The organism is Singulisphaera photorubra (genome assembly GCF_045290345.1).
Classification (GTDB): domain Bacteria; phylum Planctomycetota; class Planctomycetia; order Isosphaerales; family Isosphaeraceae; genus Singulisphaera.
The window spans coordinates 3,717,904-3,742,134 of sequence record NZ_CP155447.1; the positions used below are offsets into that span (position 1 = coordinate 3,717,904).

22 protein-coding genes are annotated in these 24,231 nt (G+C 61.6%); 20 read left to right on the forward strand and 2 right to left on the reverse strand.

Features of this window, described 5'->3' with window-relative positions:
* Positions 1 to 171: 171 nt before the first annotated feature.
* The 10 genes from V5E97_RS14255 to V5E97_RS14300 all read left to right on the forward strand — a co-directional run bounded on the left by V5E97_RS14255 (position 172) and on the right by V5E97_RS14300 (position 8,468).
* Positions 172 to 315: a hypothetical protein gene (locus V5E97_RS14255; RefSeq protein WP_406699984.1), complete on the forward strand. Its 144-nt coding sequence runs from the start codon at positions 172 to 174 to the stop codon at positions 313 to 315.
* Positions 316 to 660: 345 nt separating this feature from the next.
* Entirely contained in the window at positions 661 to 1,311 is a 651-nt protein-coding gene (locus tag V5E97_RS14260) for a helix-turn-helix transcriptional regulator (RefSeq protein ID WP_406699985.1), read from the forward strand.
* Between the two features lie 97 nt (positions 1,312 to 1,408).
* The gene (gene sufC, locus V5E97_RS14265) at positions 1,409 to 2,242 is read left to right on the forward strand and encodes a Fe-S cluster assembly ATPase SufC (protein WP_406699986.1); all 834 of its coding nucleotides are present in this window, start codon (positions 1,409 to 1,411) and stop codon (positions 2,240 to 2,242) included.
* Between the two features lie 34 nt (positions 2,243 to 2,276).
* A complete protein-coding gene (gene sufB / locus V5E97_RS14270; protein WP_015248538.1) occupies positions 2,277 to 3,692 on the forward strand; it encodes a Fe-S cluster assembly protein SufB in 1,416 nt (471 codons plus the stop codon).
* Positions 3,693 to 3,871: 179 nt separating this feature from the next.
* The gene (gene sufD / locus V5E97_RS14275; protein WP_406699987.1) at positions 3,872 to 5,230 is read left to right on the forward strand and encodes a Fe-S cluster assembly protein SufD; all 1,359 of its coding nucleotides are present in this window, start codon (positions 3,872 to 3,874) and stop codon (positions 5,228 to 5,230) included.
* Positions 5,231 to 5,304: 74 nt separating this feature from the next.
* Positions 5,305 to 6,159, forward strand: a complete 855-nt coding sequence (locus V5E97_RS14280; RefSeq protein ID WP_406699988.1) for a sulfurtransferase — start codon at positions 5,305 to 5,307, stop codon at positions 6,157 to 6,159.
* Positions 6,160 to 6,168: 9 nt separating this feature from the next.
* Positions 6,169 to 6,654: a SufE family protein gene (locus V5E97_RS14285; protein ID WP_406699989.1), complete on the forward strand. Its 486-nt coding sequence runs from the start codon at positions 6,169 to 6,171 to the stop codon at positions 6,652 to 6,654.
* A gap of 19 nt (positions 6,655 to 6,673) precedes the next feature.
* Positions 6,674 to 6,988 (forward strand): non-heme iron oxygenase ferredoxin subunit, encoded by a 315-nt coding sequence (locus tag V5E97_RS14290; protein ID WP_406699990.1) that lies wholly within the window; start codon positions 6,674 to 6,676, stop codon positions 6,986 to 6,988.
* 40 nt (positions 6,989 to 7,028) lie between these two features.
* Positions 7,029 to 7,328 (forward strand): metal-sulfur cluster assembly factor, encoded by a 300-nt coding sequence (locus V5E97_RS14295; RefSeq protein ID WP_406699991.1) that lies wholly within the window; start codon positions 7,029 to 7,031, stop codon positions 7,326 to 7,328.
* Positions 7,329 to 7,670: 342 nt separating this feature from the next.
* On the forward strand, positions 7,671 to 8,468 hold the full coding sequence (locus V5E97_RS14300) for an XRE family transcriptional regulator (RefSeq protein WP_406699992.1): 798 nt from the start codon (positions 7,671 to 7,673) through the stop codon (positions 8,466 to 8,468).
* A 487-nt stretch (positions 8,469 to 8,955) separates the two neighbouring features.
* Here the strand turns inward: V5E97_RS14300 and V5E97_RS14305 are convergent, their stop codons facing one another.
* A complete protein-coding gene (locus V5E97_RS14305; protein ID WP_406699993.1) occupies positions 8,956 to 10,008 on the reverse strand; it encodes a 2-dehydro-3-deoxygalactonokinase in 1,053 nt (350 codons plus the stop codon).
* Between the two features lie 89 nt (positions 10,009 to 10,097).
* On the opposite strand from V5E97_RS14305, the gene V5E97_RS14310 reads away from it, so the two are divergent.
* From V5E97_RS14310 to V5E97_RS14345, 8 genes are all read left to right on the forward strand, one after another.
* The gene (locus tag V5E97_RS14310; RefSeq protein ID WP_406699994.1) at positions 10,098 to 11,501 is read left to right on the forward strand and encodes a sigma 54-interacting transcriptional regulator; all 1,404 of its coding nucleotides are present in this window, start codon (positions 10,098 to 10,100) and stop codon (positions 11,499 to 11,501) included.
* Positions 11,502 to 11,643: 142 nt separating this feature from the next.
* The gene (lpxB, locus tag V5E97_RS14315) at positions 11,644 to 12,855 is read left to right on the forward strand and encodes a lipid-A-disaccharide synthase (protein ID WP_406699995.1); all 1,212 of its coding nucleotides are present in this window, start codon (positions 11,644 to 11,646) and stop codon (positions 12,853 to 12,855) included.
* A 227-nt stretch (positions 12,856 to 13,082) separates the two neighbouring features.
* Positions 13,083 to 15,158 carry a thioredoxin domain-containing protein gene (locus tag V5E97_RS14320; RefSeq protein ID WP_406699996.1) on the forward strand — a complete coding sequence of 692 codons (2,076 nt, stop codon included), beginning with the start codon at positions 13,083 to 13,085 and terminating at the stop codon, positions 15,156 to 15,158.
* Positions 15,159 to 15,480: 322 nt separating this feature from the next.
* Positions 15,481 to 16,902 carry a S41 family peptidase gene (locus V5E97_RS14325; protein ID WP_406699997.1) on the forward strand — a complete coding sequence of 474 codons (1,422 nt, stop codon included), beginning with the start codon at positions 15,481 to 15,483 and terminating at the stop codon, positions 16,900 to 16,902.
* Positions 16,903 to 17,001: 99 nt separating this feature from the next.
* Positions 17,002 to 18,069, forward strand: coding sequence for a tRNA (adenosine(37)-N6)-threonylcarbamoyltransferase complex transferase subunit TsaD (gene tsaD, locus V5E97_RS14330; protein WP_406699998.1), 1,068 nt, complete (start codon positions 17,002 to 17,004; stop codon positions 18,067 to 18,069).
* Positions 18,070 to 18,542: 473 nt separating this feature from the next.
* Positions 18,543 to 19,268, forward strand: a complete 726-nt coding sequence (locus V5E97_RS14335) for an HAD family hydrolase (protein ID WP_406699999.1) — start codon at positions 18,543 to 18,545, stop codon at positions 19,266 to 19,268.
* A gap of 217 nt (positions 19,269 to 19,485) precedes the next feature.
* Positions 19,486 to 20,565: a UDP-3-O-(3-hydroxymyristoyl)glucosamine N-acyltransferase gene (gene lpxD / locus V5E97_RS14340; protein WP_406700000.1), complete on the forward strand. Its 1,080-nt coding sequence runs from the start codon at positions 19,486 to 19,488 to the stop codon at positions 20,563 to 20,565.
* Between the two features lie 129 nt (positions 20,566 to 20,694).
* Positions 20,695 to 21,600: an LpxI family protein gene (locus tag V5E97_RS14345; protein WP_406700001.1), complete on the forward strand. Its 906-nt coding sequence runs from the start codon at positions 20,695 to 20,697 to the stop codon at positions 21,598 to 21,600.
* Positions 21,601 to 21,768: 168 nt separating this feature from the next.
* Here the strand turns inward: V5E97_RS14345 and V5E97_RS14350 are convergent, their stop codons facing one another.
* Positions 21,769 to 22,587 (reverse strand): cytidylate kinase-like family protein, encoded by an 819-nt coding sequence (locus V5E97_RS14350; RefSeq protein ID WP_406700002.1) that lies wholly within the window; start codon positions 22,585 to 22,587, stop codon positions 21,769 to 21,771.
* Positions 22,588 to 22,908: 321 nt separating this feature from the next.
* On the opposite strand from V5E97_RS14350, the gene V5E97_RS14355 reads away from it, so the two are divergent.
* The gene (locus V5E97_RS14355) at positions 22,909 to 23,118 is read left to right on the forward strand and encodes a hypothetical protein (RefSeq protein WP_406700003.1); all 210 of its coding nucleotides are present in this window, start codon (positions 22,909 to 22,911) and stop codon (positions 23,116 to 23,118) included.
* A 106-nt stretch (positions 23,119 to 23,224) separates the two neighbouring features.
* A complete protein-coding gene (locus tag V5E97_RS14360) occupies positions 23,225 to 24,019 on the forward strand; it encodes a glucosamine-6-phosphate deaminase (RefSeq protein ID WP_406700004.1) in 795 nt (264 codons plus the stop codon).
* Positions 24,020 to 24,231: the final 212 nt, after the last annotated feature.

Consider the following 24,231-nt stretch of genomic DNA (forward strand, 5'->3'; position numbering starts at 1 on the left):
TGTCGCGAAATCGGGGCAGAAAACCGCCTCGCGGCCGTCGGCTCAGCTCGTTTGGTTTCGAGCATTTCCCAGGGACCTAGTGAACTCCGCTTGAATTTTGTGCGGCTCATCCGCAATAATACGCTCTATCTGCAGAAATCGCCTTGATCCGTATGGGAGTTGTTCGGCGTTATGAAAGCCAAGACCAAGCATCGCAAAAGCTATAAGTGGCGAAAAAAAGCCGATAGCTCACCCGTCGCCAAGGGGCGTCGCCCGAAGCGGCAAGGCGTCCGCAACCCCAGGAAGCAGAAGCACCTGGGTGGCGTCGGTCTCTAAGACCGATCCGGCCCTCATCGCCTTATTCGCCCGTCGCCAAAACTGGACCTCCCGCCTTCCCCACCTCCATCCTTGGAAGTGGCTAGGGATCGGGCGGTCCATTGTGCATTTCCGCTTTGGCGTGATTTGGGGCGGCTCCTCGGGCGACCTCAAACTTCATCTCCAGCAGGCCCTCGGCATGGATTCAGAACCTTTTCGCAAAAAAAATTGCGAAAAGTGCGGCTATTCTGATAGACGTTGCGAGGGTCTCTCCTTACAATTCAGGTGAACATGCAGGTAGGAGACCGCTGGGGAGTTCCAGCGTCTCGGAGGGCAATCCAGGCCTTAGCCAAGAGAGGGGTGGCGATGATCGAAGCTGCGGATCGCTCACTCCTGGATTCGATTCGACGACACGGTCCCCTGACGGTTGCTGAGATGGCGGCTCGTCAGGGAGTGACACCGACGGCGATTCGGAACCGGCTGACGCGGCTGCTCGGCTCCGGCATGGTGGAACGGCGTCTCGAGCATGGGGGCCGCGGTCGTCCCAGCCACGTGTACGAGGCGAGCGTCGAGGCTCACAAGCGGCTGGGGCAGAATTATGCCGACCTGGCCGTGGTGCTCTGGGATGAGATGATGCGGACGGTCGAAGACCGAAAGCTTCGTCGCTTCTTATTCGGCCGAATTACTGAGCGACTGGCCGAGCTCTACCGAACACAGGTCACCGGAGAAGGATGGGAGGGCCGGCTCGTCCAGCTGGGCACGATCCTCCACGACCGGGGGATCGAAACCGAGGTCACGCTGGCGGAAGGGGGGCAGAATTCGGTGCTGAAACAGCACTCTTGCCCCTACTATGAGCTGGCCGCAGTGGATCGGGCTGTCTGCGCCATGGAGCGCAAGATGTTCGAGAAGATCGTGGGTCGAGGGCTTCGCCTGAGCCAATGCCGGCTCGACGGCCATCGTTCGTGCGACTTCGAGGCGAAGCCCGAGATTCTGGCGGCGGCGGCGCAAGCCCTCTGATCAAATTAACGAATCAACCGGTTTTCAGCGAACGAGACGAGATGACCGGACCAGCGGGAGGGGCACCTCGAGCCGGTCCCAACAGGGCAGGAGCGTAATGAGCAAGGTTCTTCAGATCAGCAACCTTCACGTCGCGATCGACGGCAAGGAGATCCTCAAGGGGGTCGACCTCACGATCCGCCAGGGCGAAGTGCATGCCTTGATGGGACCGAACGGTTCAGGTAAGAGCACCTTGAGCTACGCCCTGATGGGTCATCCGAACTACGAGGTGACGGAGGGGACTGCGACGCTCGACGGCCAGGACATCCTCGAGATGGAGGCTGACGAGCGGGCCAAGGCCGGCCTCTTTCTCGCCTTCCAGTATCCGACGTCGATCCCCGGCGTCACTGTGGCCAACTTCCTTCGCCACGCGGTCAGCAACGTCCGGAACCCCGACCGCAAGGAGGGGGAGGAACTGATCTCGATGCGTGAGTTCCGCAAGGAGCTCCGCGAGCAGATGGACGAGCTGGGCATGGACCCCGAGTTTGCCCGTCGCTATCTCAATGAAGGATTCTCCGGCGGCGAAAAGAAGCGGGCCGAAGTGCTTCAGCTCGCCATGCTTCGCCCCGCGTTCGCCATCCTCGACGAGACCGATAGCGGACTCGATATCGACGCGGTACGGGTGGTCTCCGAAGGGGTCAACAAGGTTGCGTCCAAGGTTTCGACCGGTATCCTGGTCATCACCCACTATCAACGCATTTTGAATTACATCAAGCCGGGCTTCGTTCACATCCTCTTCGGTGGTCGGATCGTTGAAAATGGCGGTCCTGAACTGGTGGATCTCCTCGAGCGTGAGGGCTACGACTGGGTCCGCGCCAAGTATCCCGAGGCGGCCAAGGATGAGGACGAGATGGAACAGCACGCCTCACCGTCCGGTCAATTGACCTTCTGAGCCCGTCCCGACCTACGAGGAAGGAATAGACGCCATGGCGACTGATCTGAGCGGGCAGGTGCAAGGAATCAAGGACGAGTATAAATTCGGGTTTCGCGACTCGGATGACAATTACTCGTTCAAGAGCGGTAAGGGGCTGAGTCGCGAGGTCGTTCACCAGATCTCCGAGATGAAGAGCGAACCGCAGTGGATGCGCGACTTCCGCCTCAAGGCGCTCGAGGTCTTCTGGTCGAAGCCGACCCCGACCTGGGGCGGCGACCTTGCCAGCCTCAATTTCGATGACATTCACTACTACATGAAGGCGGCCGATCGACAGGGGAAGACCTGGGACGACGTGCCGTCGGACATCAAGAATACGTTCGAGAAGCTCGGGATTCCCGAAGCCGAGCGCAAGTTCCTGGCGGGGGTCGGTGCCCAGTACGAGTCGGAGGTGGTTTACCACAGCCTTCGCGAAGACCTTCAGAAGAAGGGGGTCATCTTCGTCGACACCGACACGGCCCTCCGCGAGTACCCCGACCTGGTCAAGCAGTACCTGGGCACGGTCATCCCGATCCATGACAACAAGTTCGCCGCGCTGAACTCGGCCGTCTGGTCGGGTGGGTCGTTCGTCTACATTCCGGCCGGCGTCAAGGTCGACATTCCGCTCCAGGCCTATTTCCGGATCAACGCCGAGAACATGGGGCAGTTTGAGCGCACCTTGATCGTGGTCGAAGAAGGGGCGCAAGTCCACTACGTCGAAGGGTGTACCGCCCCGATGTACACGACCGAGAGCCTCCACTCGGCCGTCGTCGAGATCATTGTCAAGAAGGGGGGGCGCTGCCGGTACACCACGATCCAGAACTGGGCGAGCAATATCTACAACCTCGTGACCAAGCGAGCGGTCGCCCACGAGGACGCCCTGATGGAGTGGGTTGACGGCAACCTCGGCAGTCGCCTGACGATGAAGTACCCGGCCGTCTACATGATGGGCAAGGGAGCGAGAGGTGAGATCCTCTCGATCGCATTCGCCGGCAAGGGGCAGCATCAGGACGCCGGTGGTAAGGTCGTCCATGGCGCTCCTTACACGAGCTCGCGGATCATCTCCAAGAGCATCAGCAAGAACGGTGGCCGAGCCAGCTACCGTGGTCTCCTCAAAGTGATCAACGGCGCGAAAGGCTCGAAGTCGAACGTCGTCTGCGACGCCTTGATTCTTGATCCCCAGAGCCGCTCCGACACCTACCCGTACATCGAGATCGACGAGGACGACGTCAAGATCGGCCACGAGGCCAGCGTCTCCAAGATCGGCGAGGAACAGCTCTTCTACCTCAAGAGCCGAGGCCTTAGCGAAGCCGAAGCATCGACTCTGATCGTCAGCGGGTTCATCGAGCCGCTCGTCAAAGAGCTGCCGATGGAGTACGCCGTCGAGATGAACAAGCTCATCCAGCTTCAAATGGAAGGGTCGGTCGGTTAATCACCGTGTGAGTGTCGGGCTCTCGACGACCAAGGACCGCCGATGACATCGTTTCATCGAGCGGTCCGACTGTCGTCGGGTGACCGGGGCAAACGCAGCATGCCCTGGACTCAGTAGCCGTAGCTTGCCGGGGCACGCTGCGCCCTGCCTCGAACCTTCGTCCGAGATCCACCCTTACGATGAGCAGCGCATCCGCAACCAGCCCATCCCTCGCCACGGGCGGATTCACCGAAGCCGCTTTCGAGGCGTTCCTGAAACAACGCGACGAGCCAAAATGGCTTCAGGATCGCCGACGCGAAGCGTTTGAGTTCTTCCGCTCGACCCCGCTTCCCTCCTCGCGCGACGAGGAATGGCGGCGAACCGATATTCGATCGCTCAAGCTCGATGCGTTCGCTCCGCCGGCACTCCAAGAGCCGAGTGCGGAGGCCCGTGCCGCGATCGATCCCGTGTGGCAGACGCTGAGCACCCACTACGCGACCGGGATCGAACAGGTCAACGCGTACGTCACGCGCAGGCCTGATCCCGCGAAGCTGGGAGGGGCGATCCTGTTGGATCTGGCCCAGGCGGTCAAAGACCATCCGGACTTGCTCAAGCGTTGGCTTCTGACCGACGTCGTCTCGCACCGCGAAGACGCCTTTTCTGCGTTGCACGCGGCGTTTTGGACCGGCGGCACCCTGCTTTATGTGCCCAAGGGAGTGAAGGTCGAGGCCCCCTTGTTCAGCCTGGTCGGGCTCGCTCGCGAAGGGCGGGTCGACCTCGATCACACCTTGATCATTCTCGAGGACGGCGCCGAAGCCAGCTTTGTCCGTGAGACCACGGGACGCGAGCGAGCCGACGCCCCGGCCTTGCACGTGGGCGCGGTCGAGGTGATCGTTGGACGCGAGGCGAAGCTTCGCTTCGTCAATATCCAGAACTGGGATGCCGGCACCTGGCACTTCAGCCGAGAGCGGGCCTTGGTCGGAGCCGACGCCGGCCTGCAGTGGACCGTGGGCGGCCTGGGCGCACGCCTGGCCAAGGTGAACCAGGAAGTGGCGTTGGCCGGCCGAGGGTCGAAGGCCCAGGTCAATGGCGTTATGTTCACGACGGGACGTCAGCATCTCGCTTATTTCACGCGACAGGACCACCAGGCCCCGAACACCACGAGCGACCTCCTGTACAAGGGGGGACTGCGTGAGAAGTCGCGGATCGTCTGGAAGGGAATGATTCGCGTCGAGAAAGACGCTCAGCAGACCAACGCGTACCAGAAGAACGACAACCTGGTCCTCTCCGACGGCGCTCGCGCTGACTCGATTCCAGGACTGGAGATCGAGGCCAACGACGTCCGCTGTACTCACGGCGCCACGGCAGGCCGGGTCGATGAAGAGATGATCTTCTATGCCCAGGCACGCGGTATCGACCGAGAGACGGCCATCCGCCTGATCGTCGAGGGCTTCTTCGCCAACGTGTATGATCGGATCACGCTGGAACCGGTCCGCGAAACGCTGACGAAGGCGGTAGCCGCGAAGTTGCAGCTCGGTGGCGGTGGCGAATCGGCTTGACGGCTCAGGCCGTCGTTGCAGAAACACGTGTCAAATTTCTTGTCCCACTGTTTCCACGAGGAGCCCGTTCCGCCATGGGAGACCCGTACGTCCATCCCGAAGTTCTTGTCTCGGCCGATTGGGTCGAGGAGCACCGCAACGATCCCAAGGTACGGATCGTCGAGAGCGACGAGGACGTCCTGCTCTATGACATGGGCCACGTCCCGGGCGCGGTCAAGATCGACTGGCAGGGGGATCTCCAGGACCAGATCGTTCGCGACTATATCAACGCCGAAAAATTCGCCGCGATCTGCTCGCGGTCGGGCATTGCCAACGACACGACGGTCGTCTTCTACGGCGACAAGTCGAACTGGTGGGCCTGTTATGCGTACTGGGCCTTCACGCTCTTCGGTCACAAGGACTGCAGGGTCATGAACGGCGGCCGGAAACTTTGGTACGACCAGAATCGACCGGTCACGACCGAAGTGCCTCAGTACGCCCCGACCGATTACAAGGTGCAGTCGAGCAACGAAGAGAAGATTCGGGTGTTTCGCGACGTGGTGTTGGAGCACTCGAAGTCGGGGAAACCGTTGCTCGACGTTCGCAGTCCCAAGGAGTTCACCGGCGAGAAGACGCACATGGAGGACTACCCTCAGGAAGGGTCACTCCGCGGCGGCCATATCCCGGGTGCAGTGAGCGTCCCTTGGAATCGCGCGGTCAACGACGACGGTACGTTCAAAACGGCCGACGAGCTCAAGGCGATTTACGAGAGCGAGGTCGGACTGAAATCGACCGACGATATCATCGCTTATTGCCGGATTGGCGAGCGGTCGAGCTTGACCTGGTTCGTGCTCACCTACTTGCTCGGCTATTCCAAAGTTCGCAATTATGATGGATCGTGGTGCGAGTGGGGAAATCTCGTGCGCGTTCCGATCGCCAAGGGGGCCTGAGGTCGTCCTATGCCCGCCACACTCGACGTGATCGTCTCGGAACTGAGCGAGGCTGACCGCCAGGAGCGGATTGAGCTCCTGATCGACTTCGCCAGAAACTTGCCTCCTCTGCCCGACCGTCTCGCCGAGCATAAAGACGCGGCGCATCGGGTTGAGGAATGCCAGTCGCCCGTTTTCCTCTTCGTTGAACTCGAGAAGGACCGCGTGGCGATCCACGCCGATGCGCCGATTGAGGCACCGACGGTCCGTGGGTTCGTCGCGATCCTGGTGGAGGGGCTGAATGGCGCCACCATCGAAGAGGTTCTCCTCGTTCGCGACAGCCTGATCGAGCAGATTGGTCTCCCCGAGATCCTGGGGATGCTCAGGGTCCGCGGTCTGAGCGGAGTCCTCAGACGTTTGAAAGCCGAAGTCACCCGCGCCGCGATGGCGCGGTCTTCGGCGGACGCCGCCGACGGGGCGTCAGCAACCGATGCGACACAACACGCTTCCGAATGAAATGAAAGGTCTGCGACCGATGGCGGAGTTCGTCAGGGTAGCTACACGCTCCGAGATCCCTCCCGGCGGCAAGTTGCTGGCCGAAATCGAAGGGCGGGCGATCGCCATTTTCAACTGTGAAGGCTCCTATTACGCCATCGACGACGTCTGCACCCACGATGGTGGTCCCCTGGCTGAAGGGGAGCTTGAAGGGTGTGAAATTCGCTGCCCACGGCATGGCGCTCGCTTCGACGTCCGGACTGGTCGAGCTCTCAGTTTTCCGGCCATCGAGCCGGTCTCGGCTCATCAGGTCGAAGTCCGAGGAGACGAGATCCTCGTCGCGATCGACGCTTGAACCCGGTCCGCGCCCGCTCTTAAATAAGGGAGATGACTCCATGCTCGACCAAGAAGCGATCCTGACCGCGCTGCGCACCGTCAAGGACCCTGAGCTCAACGTCAACATCGTCGACCTCGGACTGGTCTACACCGTCCAGACCAAAGAGGACATCATCGACGTTGAGATGACGCTGACTTCCCCAGCCTGCCCCGCTGGTCCAGAGATCCTTCGCAATGCCGTGACCGCGATCGAACTGCTGGAAGGCGTCACCAAGGCGAACGTCAAGCTCGTCATGTCCCCGCCGTGGTCACCCGATCGAATGTCCGACGATGCACGCGACACCCTCGGTATTTTTTAATCCTGGTTCCTTATTTTCCGGCCTTCGTTGTGCTTAATCAACGGATGTGGGGAAATGGAAACACGATTATGGCAGGTTGATGCGCGTTGACCACACGAAGTTGCATTAAATGGCCGAGTCACCTCCCCGGAGTGACCTCGGCCATTTTGTTTGCTAGGTTGACTCTTCATCGGCGTGCATAGGTTAAGATGTATCTGGCTAAAGAAACGAAGTGGCCGGCACTGTCTCATTCATTGACTGTGCCGACGGCTCCGTTCTGGCCGATTCGCTTGACGCAACGTCTTAATGTCCATCACCATGTGAAGCGGTGCCGGAGGGGTTCCGTTCGCGGGATTGAGCGTTGTGGCTCGCAAAAAAACACCCAAAACACGTATCAACGTCAAAGCCTCTCTGTCGCGTCGGCTGCGCGAAGTCCGCCAGGAATTGTTCGGTGAGCATGGTGGGCCGGAACTGGCTCGCCGCTTAGGGCTCCCCGCGCGGACCTGGTACAACTACGAGACTGGCGTGACCGTTCCGGCCGAAGTCTTGCTCGGATTCATCGAGCAGACAGGCACCAACCCGACCTGGCTCCTTGCAGGTGAGGGGCCGAAATATCAGCGTGGCTTAAACGGTCTCGATCTGGCCGATCTCGCACCCATCGAGTTGATCCGCCGAGGTCTGGAGAAACTCGAGCAGGAACCGAGCGACGTCCGTGTGGTCGCACCCGAGAACATGCCAGGGGATGTACTTTCCGACTACGTGGCGGTCAACCTTGTCCCGCTCAAAGACCTGGCGAGAAGAGGTGTCGATTCCACTCGTGTGGATGGATACATCATGGCCTTCCGCCAGTGGATTCCCCATCCGACCGAGACGGTTGGCGTCCAGGTCACGGACGACTCGATGTTCCCGGTCCTGCCGTCGGGCTCGCTCGTGGCCATCGACCGGTCGGTGACCGACCCGCAGCAGCTTCAAGGCAAGATGGTTGCGGCTTGTCCGGACGAGGTGCCCATGATCTGTTGGCTCGACCTGAGCGGACGGCACCTGATTTTCCGACCGAACCAGCCTAACCGAGAACATCCGTTGATTCCGGTCGAACTAAGCGGCCTGGCCAGCGGCGTCATTCTTGGCCAGGTTATCTGGTCCTGGAGTCGGTTCAGCTAAGCAGTGAGTCACGGTTTTCGTGATTTCCTGATGCAAGGTCCACCGCCGAGGAATTGGTCGCTCCGACAAGCATCTCGGATGCGAGGTCGCCTCGCCTTAACCCATAGCGGGCCTGGCCGTTTGGCCCTGGTCCTCCGGCCCCCGCTTGGGCACTCGACGACTTCGTTGGCCCAGCGGCCGGGCCGGTCGTGCTCGTGAGTCATTGCGCTTGCTTGCGGCCATAATAACCCTTCGCTTCTCACGATTGGCGGTCGGTGTCATCCCATGTCGGGTTGCAAGTACAGACCCGCTCCGCGAGATCACACACTGAGGAGCACCAGGCCCCGGTCCCGCTGAGTCAAGTTCCTCTTGGCCGTCGCATGTGGCGACGGCCAAGTGATCAGCATCACAGTCACGGGTAACCCGGAGCATTCGGCCTGGAATTCGCCCGAACGAAAGGGGCGTTTGCATCGGCTTCCCGGGCTTTGTACACGAAGCTCTCCGACCGTTATGACGAGGACGGCTTGATTGTCTCGCCAAAGTGAGCGGCAACGGCCAGCGCACCGATCGCTGAGGCCCGGCTCGCGACGTCGTCGTCGAGTTCGAGGACCGCTGTCGGGTGCTGTGTCCGAAGCAAATGCCCGTAGAGCGAACGCTGGGGTTGGCGGCCACCGACCCAGATCCGGGATGGTGCGTCGAGGATTGGCTGTCGGACCAGGTTTGCGACATCGTCGGCGATGACTGCTCCCACCAGGAAGGAAGCTCGTTCTCGCGCCTCGAGCGCACCGCTCAGAGCGGCGATTCGAACGAGGAACGCAGCGCGTCCGAGCCCAGATTGTGCGACCAGTCGGGCTCCGGCCGCCACGGCCTCGGGATCAGGGTCATCGGGCAATCCTTCGGGGAGGCTGGCGGCGAGCAGGGTATGGCTGGCCAGTGCTCCCGTTAATTCGCCCGCGAGTGAGGTGTAACTGCGAAGGATCCGGCCTTCTTCGTCCACTTCGACGGCCTTCGTGTGCGACCCTGGCCAAAGAAAGACGGTTCGCGACGGGTTCGCGGAAACGTCTGCGGAAGCGTTCCGGTCGACTTGTCGTTCCGCGAGAAGGGACCAGGCGCCCAGAGTTTCGCATTCCTCGCCGCGCATGATATCAGCATCTGCCCAGCCGTCTTGCCCGGCGGAAGGGGGCGTCCGGATTCCCGGGATGAACAGAATGGGTTGCTCGGCAACCTCAGGGAGGTGGCGAACGACCGCGCCTCGAGCGAGTTCTTGCGGGCCGGCGGGGGCCAGGACGTGAGGTACGGCCGCCAAGCCAACCTCGGAGGAAAGCATCCCCGCCGCGACGATCACTTCCGGGGTGTGGCCCTCCGCGGCGCGAAGGACTTCCGCCAGGGCGTCACGGACAGCCACCGCCAGTCCGGTTCGACCCGCGGAGAGGACCGAGTCGCGGACGCCGACCGATCGACGGCTGGTGGCTACGACCTGGCCGTCGCGAAGGAGCCGGGCTCGGGTGTTGGTCGTTCCACCGTCGAGCGCGATGGCCAAGCGGAACTTTCCGAGGAACATGGTTTTCTCTTGCCTTCGGTCCGGTGGAGGTAGATCTTGGATTTCGATAGGTCTCTCGACTCCTGGTTCCAGGGTAATCAATCGACCTCATGGCGTCTCCGCGCAACCCGAGCACTCGGCTCGAAAGCCTCTGGCTGCAGGTTCAAGAACCCCTTTTCTGGTTGACTGCTGACCTTCGGTTGGCCTGGGTCAATCGGGCCTGGGAGCAGTTGACCGGCTCCACGGCCGAGGAAGTTGCCGGTCTCACCTGCCGGGCCCATGGCCCGACGCGAGCGGGAGACCTGCCCGGACTGGTGGGCAGTTTTTTTCCTCCACCCGAAGCACTCGCCGGACAGCCGGCGTCGGTGCGGACCTTGATCATCCACTCGAGCGGTGAGCGAAGGTGGAGACGGATCGAGTTTCGCCCGTTCCATGATGAGCGAGGGACGTTGATCGGGTTGTTCGGCCTGGTTGGTTCCTCCGATTCGCCGTCCGGAAATTCCGACGCCGAGTCGCAACGCTTGCGGACCGACCTGTTGCAGATCCGCGAGCAACTCCAGCAGCGCCACGGCTTCGACAGCCTGATTGGCGCGGGGCCGATTCATCGCCGGCTCCTCGACCAGATTGCGACGGCCGCCGCGACGACTGTGCCCGTGCTGGTTGTGGGAGAGACCGGTACGGGAAAACGGACCGTCGCGCGGACGATTCATCATCAAAGCGCTCGCCGCCAGTCTCCAATCCTCCCGATTGACTGCGCCTCGTTGCCTGCCGAGGTCCTGGAGCGGGAACTGTTTGGGGGCGAGGTGACCGCTCGTCTGAGTCTCCCCGAAGGTTCGTCGCTCATGATCGGCGACATTCTTGATCTGCCTCGTGACTTGCAAAGCCGGCTCGTGGCCACGCTGGACCCTCATGTCCGTTTATTGGCCATGACGGCCGGTGAGCCCGAAGCAGCCCTCCAGGCCGAGCGGCTCCGCCCTGACCTCTATTATGCGGTGACGACCCTGGTCATCCATTTGCGACCGCTCCGCGAGCGTCTGGAAGAGATCCCACTGCTGGCACAACACCTCCTGGAACGGGCCAACTCGCGAGGCGGCCGCCAGCGCGGTGGGTTTAGCGAACAGGCGCTTTCGGCCTTGCTCGCCTACGACTGGCCCGGCAATCTTCGGGAACTGGCTCGAGTCATCGATGAGGCTCACGAGCAGGCGATCGGTGATCTGATTGAGCCCGACGACCTGCCCGCAGCGATCCGCGGACATCTAGGATCGGCTTATCTTCCGCCGCCGCTGCCGCACCCGACCATCCCGCTGGATGAGTTGTTGACCCAGGTGGAGCGTCGCCTGATTGAGAGCACCCTCCAACGCGCTCGCCAGAACAAGTCGCGTGCCGCCGAGTTGCTGGGAATCTCCCGCCCTCGCCTCTATCGCCGCATCAAGGAGTTGGGGTTGCCCGACGTTCCCGAGATCGCCGACGACGCTCCCATGTTGAATGGGACCCGATCCCGGGACGAGAACTGAACGTCTGGGGGTTGAGCTGGGGCCGCGAAGCAACAAAGGGCGATCTCCGCTCGCCTTCGCGCGTCCTTGACAATCTGGTAACTTTCCACAGAACCGGGAAGGACCCAGGTTTTTCTCCACCTCATGGACGCGAGCCACACCAATGCGGATTTTCCTTTCTGCCGGTGAACCGAGCGGAGATCTGCACGCCGCCAATCTGATCCATTCGCTCAGGCGGCGTCTCCCTCAAGCCGAGTTCGTCGGCTTTGGAGGGGACCGGATGGAGAAGGCGGGTGCGACGCTCCTCTATCCGCTTGTGACCCTGGCGGTGATGTGGTTCGGCCGGGTGTTGCTCAACATCCACAAGTTCTTCCGCCTGCTCTACGTGGCCGACCAGTATTTTCTCAAAGAAAAGCCCGACGCCGTCATTCTGATCGACTACCCGGGATTCCACTGGTGGGTGGCGCGCCGCGCCAAGGCTCGAGGGATTCCGGTCTTCTATTACGTTCCTCCGCAGCTCTGGGCCTGGGCCGGCTGGAGGGTGAAGAAGGTCCGCAAGTTCGTCGATCACGTCCTCTGTAGCCTTCCGTTCGAGCCAGCCTGGTATCAATCACGCGGGGTCCCAGACGCGGTTTATATCGGGCACCCCTACTTCGACGAGCTGACCGAGCGCACACTCGACCCGAGCTTCATGAGGGAAGAGGAAGCCAAGGCGACCCCGCTGGTGGCAATCTTGCCCGGTTCCCGGACCCAGGAGTTGGTTCGGAACTTGCCGATCATGCTCCGAGCCGCGGCGAAGCTGGCGACAGCCCGCCCCGACGTTCGGTTTGCGGTCGCTTGCTTGCACGATCGACATCAGGAGCTGGCCCGCGAGATCATGGCCCAGGAAAAGCTCGAACTCCCGCTGATCATTCACGCGGCGAGGACTCCCGAATTGATTCGCCTGGCCGACGTGGCCTGGGCGGTCTCGGGCTCAGTCGGCCTCGAGCTGATGGTCGAGGCCTTGCCTTCGGTGGTCCTCTACAAGATTCGACCGTTTGACCTCTGGGTCGCTCGCCGCTTCATCAAGTCGAAGTATATCAGCCTGGTGAACCTCCTGGCCGACGCCGAGGTCATGCCTGAATACCTGACGTCGCAGGACGTATCGGGCGAACTGGCACAATGGGCCGAGTCCTGGCTGAGCGACCCGGCCAAGCGTGAGCTAGCGGTCTCGGCCCTCGAGGCGCTGCGCGAGCGCGTCGCCGTGCCGGGGGCCTCGGACCGCGCGGCCGATCGAATCGTTCACGCCCTCGACGCAGCACGTCCCGCCGACTCCAACACAATCCGGGGGACCCACGGGACGAAGCGAATCCATCGCGGCCATGCGTCGCGGTAGCCGGACGACCCGACTCGATGGATGACAGGTCGAGGGGGGCCGTGCGATAATCGGTATGAGAGCGGTTTCCGGTTCGGTGGCATTTCCTGAGGGATCGCGGGCGACCCGCCTGCCAACTTCTTGGGATTGTCGGGGAGAATCACAGGCTCCCAGCCCCCGAAAACCGCTCGCGACGAACCGATACGAAAGGGGCAGTATGTCCCTCCCTCTGGCCGGATCCCCATCAAATGACTGCTTCTGCTGCTGACCGCCCCTCGAACCGTCTGGCCGGGGAGACGAGCCCCTACCTACTCCAACACGCCTTGAACCCGGTGGACTGGTACCCTTGGGGACCCGAGGCATTCGACCGCGCCCGGGCCGAGAACAAGCCGATCTTCCTTTCGGTCGGCTACTCCGCCTGTCACTGGTGTCACGTGATGGAGCACGAGAGCTTCGAGAACGCCGAAACCGCCGCTTTGATGAATGAGCACTTCATCAACGTTAAGGTGGATCGAGAAGAGCGGCCCGACGTCGACCAAATCTACATGGCGGCCGTTCAGGCGATGACTGACCAGGGTGGCTGGCCGATGTCGGTCTTCCTCACGCCCGACTTGCAGCCCTTCTATGGCGGCACCTATTTCCCGCCAGCCGACGGCCGTGGCATGCCCGGCTTCCCCCGCGTTCTGTACAGCGTTCATCGGGCCTGGGCAGAACGGCGCGACGATATCTTGAATTCGGCGGGGGAACTGACGGATCGGATCCGCCAGATGGGGACGATTCGCCCCGCCTCGGGAGCCCTGGAGTCGACCTTGCTCGATCAAGGAGCGCGCGGACTCGCACGCTCGTTCGACACGATCCACGGCGGGTTCGGGAGCGCACCCAAATTCCCCCATCCGATGGACCTCAAGCTCTTGCTCCGCCAGCACGCCCGCACCGGCGATGCCCACCCGCTTCAGATCGTCCGCTTCACCTTGGACAAGATGGCCCGAGGTGGCATTTATGACCAACTGTTGGGCGGATTCGCGCGTTATTCCACCGACGATCGCTGGCTGGTCCCGCACTTCGAGAAGATGCTGTACGACAATGCGTTGCTGTCGAGCGTTTATCTCGAAGCCTATCAGGTAACCGCCGACCCCGAGTACGCTCGGGTTGCCCGCGAGACGTTGGATTACATCCTCGAGCGGATGACCGGTCCCGAAGGGGAAATCTACTCGACCGAGGATGCCGACAGCGAGGGCGAGGAAGGGAAGTTCTACGTCTGGTCGTTGGACGAGGTGAACCAGATTCTCGGGCCCGAGCGCGCCAGGGAGTTCGCGGCGGTCTACGACGTGACCGAGTCGGGAAACTGGGAACATAAAAACATCCTCAATCTTCCCGTGTCAATCGATCAGGCCGCCACGCGACTGGGCCGGGACGAACGCGAGTTGCAGGCCGACCTCGATCGCGACCGAGCTCGCCTGCTCGAAGCCCGCGATCGTCGGGTTGCCCCTGGCAAGGACACGAAGGTGCTCACTTCGTGGAATGGGCTCATGCTTGCCCCCCTGGCCGAGGGGTCGAGAATCTTGAAAGACGAGCGATATCTTGACGCGGCAAGCAAGGCGGCTGCGTTCTTGCTCGACCGGATGCGGACGTCCGATGGCCGCTTGCTCCACGCGTTCAAGGATGGTCGCGCTCGGTTCAACGGATATCTCGACGACTACAGCAACCTGATCGATGGACTCACTCGGCTCTACGAGGTTTCCGGCGAGCCGCGGTGGATCGACGCCGCCCTGGAACTCGCCACGGTCATGATCGACGAGTTCCATGACGCCGACGGGGGAGCTTTCTTCTATACCGGTCGAGGCCACGAGGTTTTGATCGCCCGACAGAAGGACTTCCAGGACAATGCCACCCCGTCGGGGAATGCGATGGCCGCGACGGCTCTCCTTCGCCTGGGGGCGCTAACCGGGCGTGAGCAGTTCCAAACGCTGGGCCGATCGACCCTGGAAGCCGTTCAGGCCTATCTCGACCGGGCCCCCATGGCCATGGGCCAGAGTCTCGTCGCCCTCGATTTCGAACTCGCCTCATCCCGCGAGTTCGCCGTGATCGCCGGCCCCGATCCGGTCGAATTTCGCGGTGTGATGGAGGCGATTTATACGCCCTTCCTCCCTCATAAGGTCGTCGCGCCCATGCGGGCCGAGAACGCGACGGTCCTGGCCGAAACCTTGCCACTGCTGGCGAATCGACCGACCCAAGATGATCGAACGACGACCTACATTTGCGAGCGATTTTCTTGCCGGACGCCTGTCGTCGGTGTTGAGGGAGTGAAAGCCGCACTCGCCTGATCGGTCCGAAGAACCGCAATGGTGCATCCGGCTCATTTTTTTTTGACGGCGAAGGGCGGAGCGGTGAAGCCCCCAAGTCGCCCGGCCAGCTCGAATGAGAGAACTTGCCGGATGCACCAAGAAGTGACCTACCGGGGGACGGACTCCCCCGGCTCTTGTTGGTGGCGATGCTCGAGGTGAGAGTTCGGTTCTTGCCACCGAACGCAGGGATTGACTACAGTAATGCTTAAGAGAATCGGCGCCGATGACTCCGGCCCCCACGGAACCCTCGCGCCATAGGCATCGTGTCACAGAGATCATGCCCGGAGGAGCGCATCCACCCATGCCACGCCGGAATTTCTATTCGATCGCCATGGTCGGCGCCGTCTCCCTGTTCTGCTGGCAGGCCTCCCAAGGCGCCAAGCCGAAGGATGAGATGATGGAGCTCTATGGTGTCTTCGTTGACGCCGTGGAGCACGTTGAAGCCAATTACGTCCGGCCCGTGAATCGCCGGGAGCTGCTCGAGAGTGCCCTGAAGGGCATGCTTCAAAATCTCGACCCACACTCTTCCTATATCAATACGTCCGAATGGAAGCAGTTCCGCCGGCAGATCGAAGGCCGGTTCGGTGGGATCGGCATCCAGGTTGGGATGGACCCGGACGCCAATCGCCTCAAGGTGATTGCGCCGATGGTCGGAACTCCTGCCTACGAGGCGGGGGTACTGGCGGGCGATCTGATCATGGAGATCGATGGCCACTCGACCGAGGGAATGAACCCGGACAAGGCCGTCGAGGTTCTAACCGGCCGACCGGGCACCAGCGTCAAGCTCAACGTCCTCCACGAAGGGGAGGAGAAGGGCGAGATGCTGACGATGAGCCGAGCGATCATCGACGTCCCGAGTGTCCTGGGCGACAGACGGAAGCCCGACGACACCTGGGACTTCATGCTCGATCACGAGAAGAAGATCGGCTACATCCGGATCACGAGCTTTATCCAGAATACGACGGAAGAGCTCAAGAAAGCCCTCGCGGAACTCAAGTCCGAAGGGATGAAGGCCTTGGTCCTTGACCTTCGCGACAACCCAGGGGGCCTCCTGGGCGCGGCGGTCGAGATCTCGGACCTGTTCGTGGACGAGGGGCTGATCGTCAGTACCAAGGGACGGAACACGATCGGCAAGACTTACGAGGCGCAGAAGGAAGGGACCTACGAAGGCTTCCCGATCGCCATCCTGATCAACCGGAACTCGGCGTCGGCCGCTGAGATCGTCTCGGCCTGTCTTCAGGATCACGATCGAGCCTTGATCGTCGGAGATCGCTCCTACGGCAAGGGGTCGGTTCAGAACATTATCGATCTCGAAGATGGCAACAGCGTCTTGAAGCTCACCGTCGCTTCCTACCTCCGTCCCTCCGGCAAGAACATCCACCGCTTCAAGGATGCCAAGGAGAAAGACGAGTGGGGCGTTTCGCCCAACACTGGGCTCAAGGTCGAACTGACACCGCGGCAATACATCTCCTGGGCCACCGAACGGCGCGATCGCGATCTGGTGACCTTCGGGAAGCGAAAGCCGAAGACGGAGTCTGAGAAGCCGAAGGCGGAAGCTGAGAAGCCGAAGGCGGAAGCCGAAAAGCCGACAGCGGAGGCTGACAAGTCGAAGGTCGAGGAGAAGAAGGCGGACAAGACAGGAAAGAGTTTCACTGACTTACAACTCGACAAGGCGTTGGAAGTCATCAAGGAGAAGCTCGAGGGTGCGGTCGCCAAGAAGTGACCCTCGAACATCGGTCAGGTTTCTTTCCGTCATTCAAGCCAATAGGAACCCGGTTCCCTCGTGGGACCGGGTTCCTGCCGCTTCCGGGTCGGGGGTTCGATGTCCGCGGGACGTTTTCTCTTCCTCGCGATTGAAACGACGTGTGACGAAACCGGGGCGGCGGTTCTCGAGGGGCCATGCCCCCCGGAACTTGGCGTCCCGATCGTTCGTTCCAGTGTGGTCGCGTCACAGATCGACCTTCACGAACGCTATCAGGGGGTCGTCCCTGAAATCGCCTCACGCGCCCACGTCAGGCAGATTTTGCCGACGATTGATGAGGCGCTTCACCGAGCTGGAGTCTCGCTCGGCGACTTGCAGGCGATTGCCGTCTCAACTCGTCCTGGCCTGGTCGGCTCGCTGGTCGTCGGGCTTACCGCGGCCAAGACGCTCGCGATGGCGCTCGATATCCCGCTCGTTGCGTTCGATCATCTCGAGGCTCACCTCTACGCTTGCCAGCTTGCGAATCCCGAGACCCATGTTTATCCGTGCCTGGGGTTGGTCGTCTCGGGCGGGCACACAAGCCTCTTCGCGTGTCGAGGGCCCATCGAGGCTGAACTACTGGGAGGCACGATCGACGACGCGGCCGGGGAAGCGTTCGATAAGGTGGCCAACCTCCTTGGACTCGGCTATCCGGGCGGTCCCGTTGTGGAACGCGCCGCGGCTGCCGGAAATCGCTCAGCCTATGCGTTTCCGAGGTCGTTTCTCCACGACGATCGGCTGGCGTTCAGCTTTTCCGGCTTAAAGACGGCCGTGCTCTATGCCATTCGCGGTCAAGACGCCCGCACAGGGATCAGCCTCGACGACCCTCGCCAGGTGGCCGACATCGCCGCGAGTTTTCAGGAGGCCGTCGTCGATATCTTGGTGGCCAAGACCCGTCAGGCGCTGAAACGCACGGGCTTACGTCGACTTGGGATCGGAGGGGGGGTCGCCGCCAACGCACGGTTTCGCGAACGGATTGGAGCGATGGCGGCCGAGCATGGCATCGACCTCTTCATTCCCCCACTTTCGATGTGTACCGACAACGCCGCGATGGGGGGGATTGCCCTGGCCAAGCTGGCCGCGGGGCAAGTGGCCGACCTCGACATCGATGTGACCGCGGGTTTGATCCGGCCCAAGAACAAGAAGTGACGTCAACTGGTATCCCGTCCCGAAGCGAAAAAGGCCCCGGCTTCGTGGGTGAAGCCGGGGCCTTCGGTTTCCGTTCTTTCGGGAAAAGGGGTCCCGCCAATGGAGTCGATCCGGTCTCAAATCAACCGGGGGGCCTCGTTCTCATCGAGGGCAGGGAGGATGAACCGCCCCGGAACGCCCGTTGCTGCTCATCGAGTTGATGCCGGCGATCGAGGGCCCGAGTCTGCGAGTCGGGGATCGTCGCGTTCATCTTGGTTCGGTCGAGAGCCGCAGGGTTTCGCCTGATATCCATCATGGGAAGGTTCCCCGTTGAGTTACCGCATCATGCGTTGAAGAATGAGGTTCCTTTCCTCTCTCTTGCTTTTCTTACGTACGTCAGGCCCGTCCGGGACCACGACTTGTCTTTTTTTTTTGACGCACCATCTCGTGAACAATAACTTCGGGGGGCGAATGCCCCCAGCGATCGATCTGAGATGACGATGACGATGCGTATCGACGCGGTATGGGACGGTATCGAGGCTATCGTCCTCGACGCCGTTGGAACCTTAATCGAACCCTTTCCGACCGTGGCCGAGGTCTACGCCGCCGCGGCCCATCGGCAAGGAATCGGGCTCGACCGCGAGGTTGTGCGGAACCGTTTCGCTCAATCTCTGCGCGACGACGAATCCGAAGAAAATCTCCAGGCGCTCGTGACGGACGAACCCACCGAGTTGAGCCGCTGGCGGCAAATTGTGTCGTCAGTCCTCCCCGAACTCCCCGAGCCCGATCGAGCTTTTGAAGAACTTTGGGACCACTTCGGCCGCCCTGACTCGTGGCGCTCCTTTCACGACGTCGGACCTTCGTTGACCCAACTCAGCGACCGTGGCATACCGATCGCGATTGCCTCAAATTTTGATGGCCGGCTTCGCACGGTGCTGGCCGGTCTCCCCGAGTTGTCGACCCTTGATCCACGGCTCGTGATTTCATCGGAAGTCGGTTACAGAAAACCTCATCCGGCATTCTATCGGGCGGTTTGCGATTGCCTTGGACTGGTGCCGGAGGCCCTCATGATGGTTGGCGACGACCCGGTGAATGATGTCCTGGGCGCCTGTCGCGCGGGCCTTCGAGGGGTCTGGCTGGATCGTCGGGGCCGAGGCGGTCGGACGGACCTGCTGGGGGTGAATCATCTCGCCTTTTTGGTCTCGCTCCGAGGGGACTGATTTGGCATGTTTGTTGGTCAAAGTTAAGGAAAGGGGGATATCATGCCGATGAATTGCGGTGGCAGACGACTCGGCTTGTCCGAGTCGGCGACTTGGATTACGATCCCCAGGGACCGCCTGACCGATCGCCAGTCGTTCGATTGACTCGCCGGACGCGGGCAACGCTCCTGTCTTTCCGGTTCCCGTCTATTCCTTTCAAGGAAGAAGGAAGTCGCACGTGGTCGCAACAGTGGAACAACTCGCGGCCTTGGTACGGGGCCGCCTCGTGGGTGATGGCAGCGTTTCGATCCACTCCGCGCGACCTGTCGGGGAGGCGGGTCCAGGGGATATTACGTTCATCGAGAACGAGCGGTACGCGAAGATGCTCCGCACGTCTCCCGCCTCGGCGGCGATCGTCGGGCCCCACTTTAAAACTCCAGCCCGGGAACCCAACCTCCCTGTGATCGAGGTTGAAGATCCGATGGCTGCCTTTCTCATGGTTCGCAGCCATCTCGGTTTGGCCGAGAAACCGCGCTGGTCGGGGGTCCATCCCCAGGCCTGGGTAGCACCAACGGCCGTCATCGGCAAGGACGTGGCGATCTATCCGTTCGCTTACGTCGGTGATGAGGCGGTGATCTGTGATGGTGCCACCTTGTATCCAGGGGTGGTGGTCGGCGATCGCTGTCATGTCGGCAAAGACACGGTGATCCATCCGAACGCCGTACTCTATCGCGACGTCAGTCTGGGAGATCGCGTCGAAGTCCATGCCGGCACCGTCCTCGGCGGCGACGGCTTTGGCTATCGCATGGTCGATGGTCGCCATGTCAAGATTCCGCAGACCGGACGAGTCGAAGTCGGTGATGACGTCGAGATCGGCGCCAATTGCACGGTCGATCGGGCGACGTTCGAGGCGACCCGGATCGGTGAGGGGTCGAAGATCGACAACCTCGTCATGATCGGCCACAACAATCAAATCGGACGTCATAACCTGCTCTGCGGCCAGGTCGGCATCGCCGGAAGCTGCAAAACAGGCGACTACGTGGTGATGGCCGGCCAGGCGGGTATCAAGGATGGCACCGAGATCGGCGACCGAGCGGTCGTGGGCGCACAGGCTGGGGTTCATCGCAGCGTGCCCGCGGAACAGCAGGTCCTCGGCTCGCCCGCGATCCCGTTGCGTGAACAACGCCGGGTGTTCCAGATGATTGCCCGACTCCCGGAGATGAATCGACAGCTACGCGAACTCACCGCGCAAGTTGCGATGCTGACCGCCGGACTGGCGCCGGAGGCCGACCCGGAGCAGGATCCCACCGGATTCTGACTCGGGACGGAACGGTGGCCCAAGGGCAAGCCGTGCTCGTTCTTCTAAGAAGCGCGAGTTGGATCGACGATCAAGGGGTTTTCGGAAACCGGGTGATCCGGTTTCCGCCAAGCTCGGGAGAGATCTGCGTTGCTTGTCCTGTCATCAAGACAACAGCGTGTTCGAGCCAACACGCGATCTGAGCCGAATTCGACGACCATCGGGCTCCTCGCGGGGAGCGGCCGCTTTCCGATCCTGTTCGCCGAGGCCGCACGCAGGCAAGGTCTGCAGGTGGCATGCGTCGGGATTCGGTATGAAGCGTCGGACGAGCTCCGTGACCTGTGCGCGAGCTATCAGACGATTGGCGTATCGAAGCTCGGTCGGATGATCAGGGCGTTCCGTCGTCAAGGGGCGCACCAGATCGTCATGGCGGGTAAGGTCACGAAGAACGTGATGTACACGCCTTGGCGTTTCGTGCAACTTTGGCCCGACTACCGCATGATCCACATGTGGTATCGCACGTGCACGGCCGACAAACGCGACGATTCGATCTTGCTCGGCGTCATCGCGGAGTTTGAACGAGACGGAATGACGTTCGCCTCGGCCCTGGACTATTGCCCGGAGTTACTCGTGAAGGAAGGTATTCTCACCCGACGCGGCCCGAGCGCCGCGGAGCTCAAGGATATCGAGTTCGGCTGGGGACTGGCCAAGGAGATGGGCCGGCTCGACGTGGGGCAATCGGTCGCAGTCAAGGAACAGGCCGCACTGGCCATCGAAGCGATCGAGGGAACCGACCGTTGCATCGAGCGCGCCGGGGACCTGTGCCGGGCGGGCGGCTGGACCCTTGTCAAAGTTGCCAAGCCGCAACAGGATATGCGGTTCGATGTCCCGACCGTGGGTACGGCGACGATCGAAAACCTCCACCAGGCGCGAGCCCGTGTCCTGGCGATTGAGGCGGGGAAAACCATCGTCATCGATCAAGCCGAGGTCGTCGATCTCGCCAATCGGTACGGCCTGACGATCGTCGCTCTGCCGGACCAAAGCATCTCCCGCTGAACCCACCCCGACAGAGCGTTGCCGCCACCCCAGGGACCCGTGGGTCTCCGTCATCACCCGCTCCTCGAGCGAAGGTGAGATTCCCACGCACCTGGGGTATCGTCGCGCACTCCCTCCGCTCACCAAACCAACCTGGTCCCCGTGAGCGGCAGGCCGATCGAGGCGATTCTACGCCGCCGGGTCCGTCGGATTCGAGTCAGGCGGAGAAAGCTCGATCGCGGGACTCAGGTGCGTCGCCATCGCCGTCCCCGCGTCTCGGGGCGATTGGCCCGCTTCGATGGCTCGTACGATGACCTCGGCGGCAATCTGCAGCCCAAGGCTGTTGGAGTCGAGGACGATGTCGTAGTTGTGGGGATCAGTCGCATCGACCCGGTGCATCGTACGGTCGAAATGAAGGCGGCGCCGGTCCAATTCGCTCGCTGCGCGCCTTGCGGTGCGGATGGATACCCCCATGCGCTCGGAAAGGCGGATCGTCCGGGCCTTCAATGGCGCGGTGATGCGGACCGAGAGCGTCTCCTCGCGGGGGAGTAAAAAATTCGCTCCGCGTCCGACGATGACCGATTGGCCCCCACGGCCGATCGCTTCGAGCAGTTTCGCCAGGTGGTCGAGATATGCCTCCTGAGGGGCGTAGTGCTCTTCACGGAGCGGCAGGATCCAGTCCTGCACGACGCTCGGCGCGAGTTCGTCGAAGACCCGCACCTCGTCGGCCGAGAGTTCCATGCGTTGGGCGATCGACTCAAGGATCTCGTGGTCGTAGACCTTCCAGTTCAGACGCCTGGCCACGATACGCCCGATCGTTCCCCCGCCAGCCCCCGCTTCTCGGCTGATGCAAATGTTGCGGAATCGAGCGGCTGAGGCCCGAGAGGACTGCTCGGCTCGCCGGTCGACTTTCCGGCCGAAGAGCCAGCGCGCAAGCGATCCTGGCCAGGCTCGAAATCCGCCTGGATCATCCGGTTCAATAATGGGGAACGCCTCCGACGCGGCCATCCCTCGCCCTCCCACGGTCAATTCTTACAAATCTCAGTCTAGAGGGTTGGTTGGCGAAAGGAAAGTCGGCGCTGGGGGCAGTTCAATGATGTAATCCTTACAACGGTTCTGACCCGGAAAGCGAGCGAAGAAATCCGCGCATTTTTACTCAAGTTTTCGCTCCACACCAGTTTGAGGCAACTGGCGATCGCCATCTCGGGCTTCTGGCACGACCTTTGCTTTAAACCTCAGACGTTAACATCCGCTGCTCGCCGGAAACGAGATCAACCAGACGCTTCGGACGTGTGCTCCTCATATTCTTGCTCAAGGACGAACCTTCCGATGAAAGATCGCCGAAACACGCTGCTGTGGATGAAAGACTTGATCGAGCACATGAATCAGTGCCACGAGCAGCTTTTGTGGGCCGCGGACGGCCCGTCCGAATCGTTTCTGACCGAGTCGATGATGGTTGACCTGGTGGAATGCAAGCGGCTTTGCGAAGAGCTGAGGGGTCGGCGCGAGGCGACTCACCTGCTGGCGGTATCCGTCTAAACTCCTTTTTCTTGCTTCGAAGACGGTGGCCGGTCTGAGCGAGACACGCTACGCTACTCTGGTTTGGACCCGAATCGCTGACCGAAGTCCCCCGAGGATCTGGGCCATGAGCCTACCCGAGCCAACACCAGTGACCCAGTTCACCGTCGATTCGCTCCGTGTCGTTGTTCACGAAGACAGAGCACAAATGGGGCGAGCGGCCGCCCTCTTGGTTGCGCGGACGATCGCCGAACGACTGAGCAACCATGACCGCGCCAATGTCGTCTTTGCCGCAGCGCCTAGTCAGAATGAATTTCTCGCCAGCCTGGTGGCCAGTCCTGAGATCGATTGGTCGAAGGTTTTCGGCTTCCACATGGACGAGTATCTGGGCCTTGGCCCGGATCATCCCGCGTCCTTTCGCCGTTACCTGCAAGAGCACCTGTTTCGGCTCGTCGGCATTCCCGGTGATCGCCTTCGCTTGATCCCGGGTGAGCAGACCGAGTCTCCCTTGCAGACCTGTCTGGCCTATGAAACGCTTTTGCGGTCCGAGCCGACCGACATCGTCTGTGCCGGGATTGGCGAAAATGGCCATCTCGCGTTCAACGACCCGCCGGTCGCTGACCTGCTCGATCCGGTTCTGATCAAGGTGGTTCGTCTGGACGCGGCCTGCCGAACCCAGCAACTCAATGATGGTTGCTTCGACCGGATCGAAGACGTGCCGACGCACGCCTACACGCTGACCGTCCCCGCTCTGTTGGCCGCGCCCGTGGTTTCGGTCGTCGTCCCTGGCCCCCGCAAGGCCGAGGCCGTGCTGGCGACCCTCCGTGGTCCGATCGGCGAAGCCTGTCCCGCCTCGGCTCTACGCCGCCACCCTGGGGCCACCCTCCACCTCGACCGCGAATCGGCCCGCTATGTGCTTTGATCGGGATGAGTGAGATTCCCCGCTCATTTTTCAACGATCCACAAAGTGCGAAAAAACCGATGATTCTCGCGGTTTCCGCAGCGGGTTGGTTTGCAATCGCCCGGCCGGCCCGGCCGTAATTCCCTGATTCGACCGGGCCGGAATTCCATCGCGATACTCGCCGCAGTCGCGGGTCGTTGATCTATTTAATGACCTCGATTCAAAAATGAGCG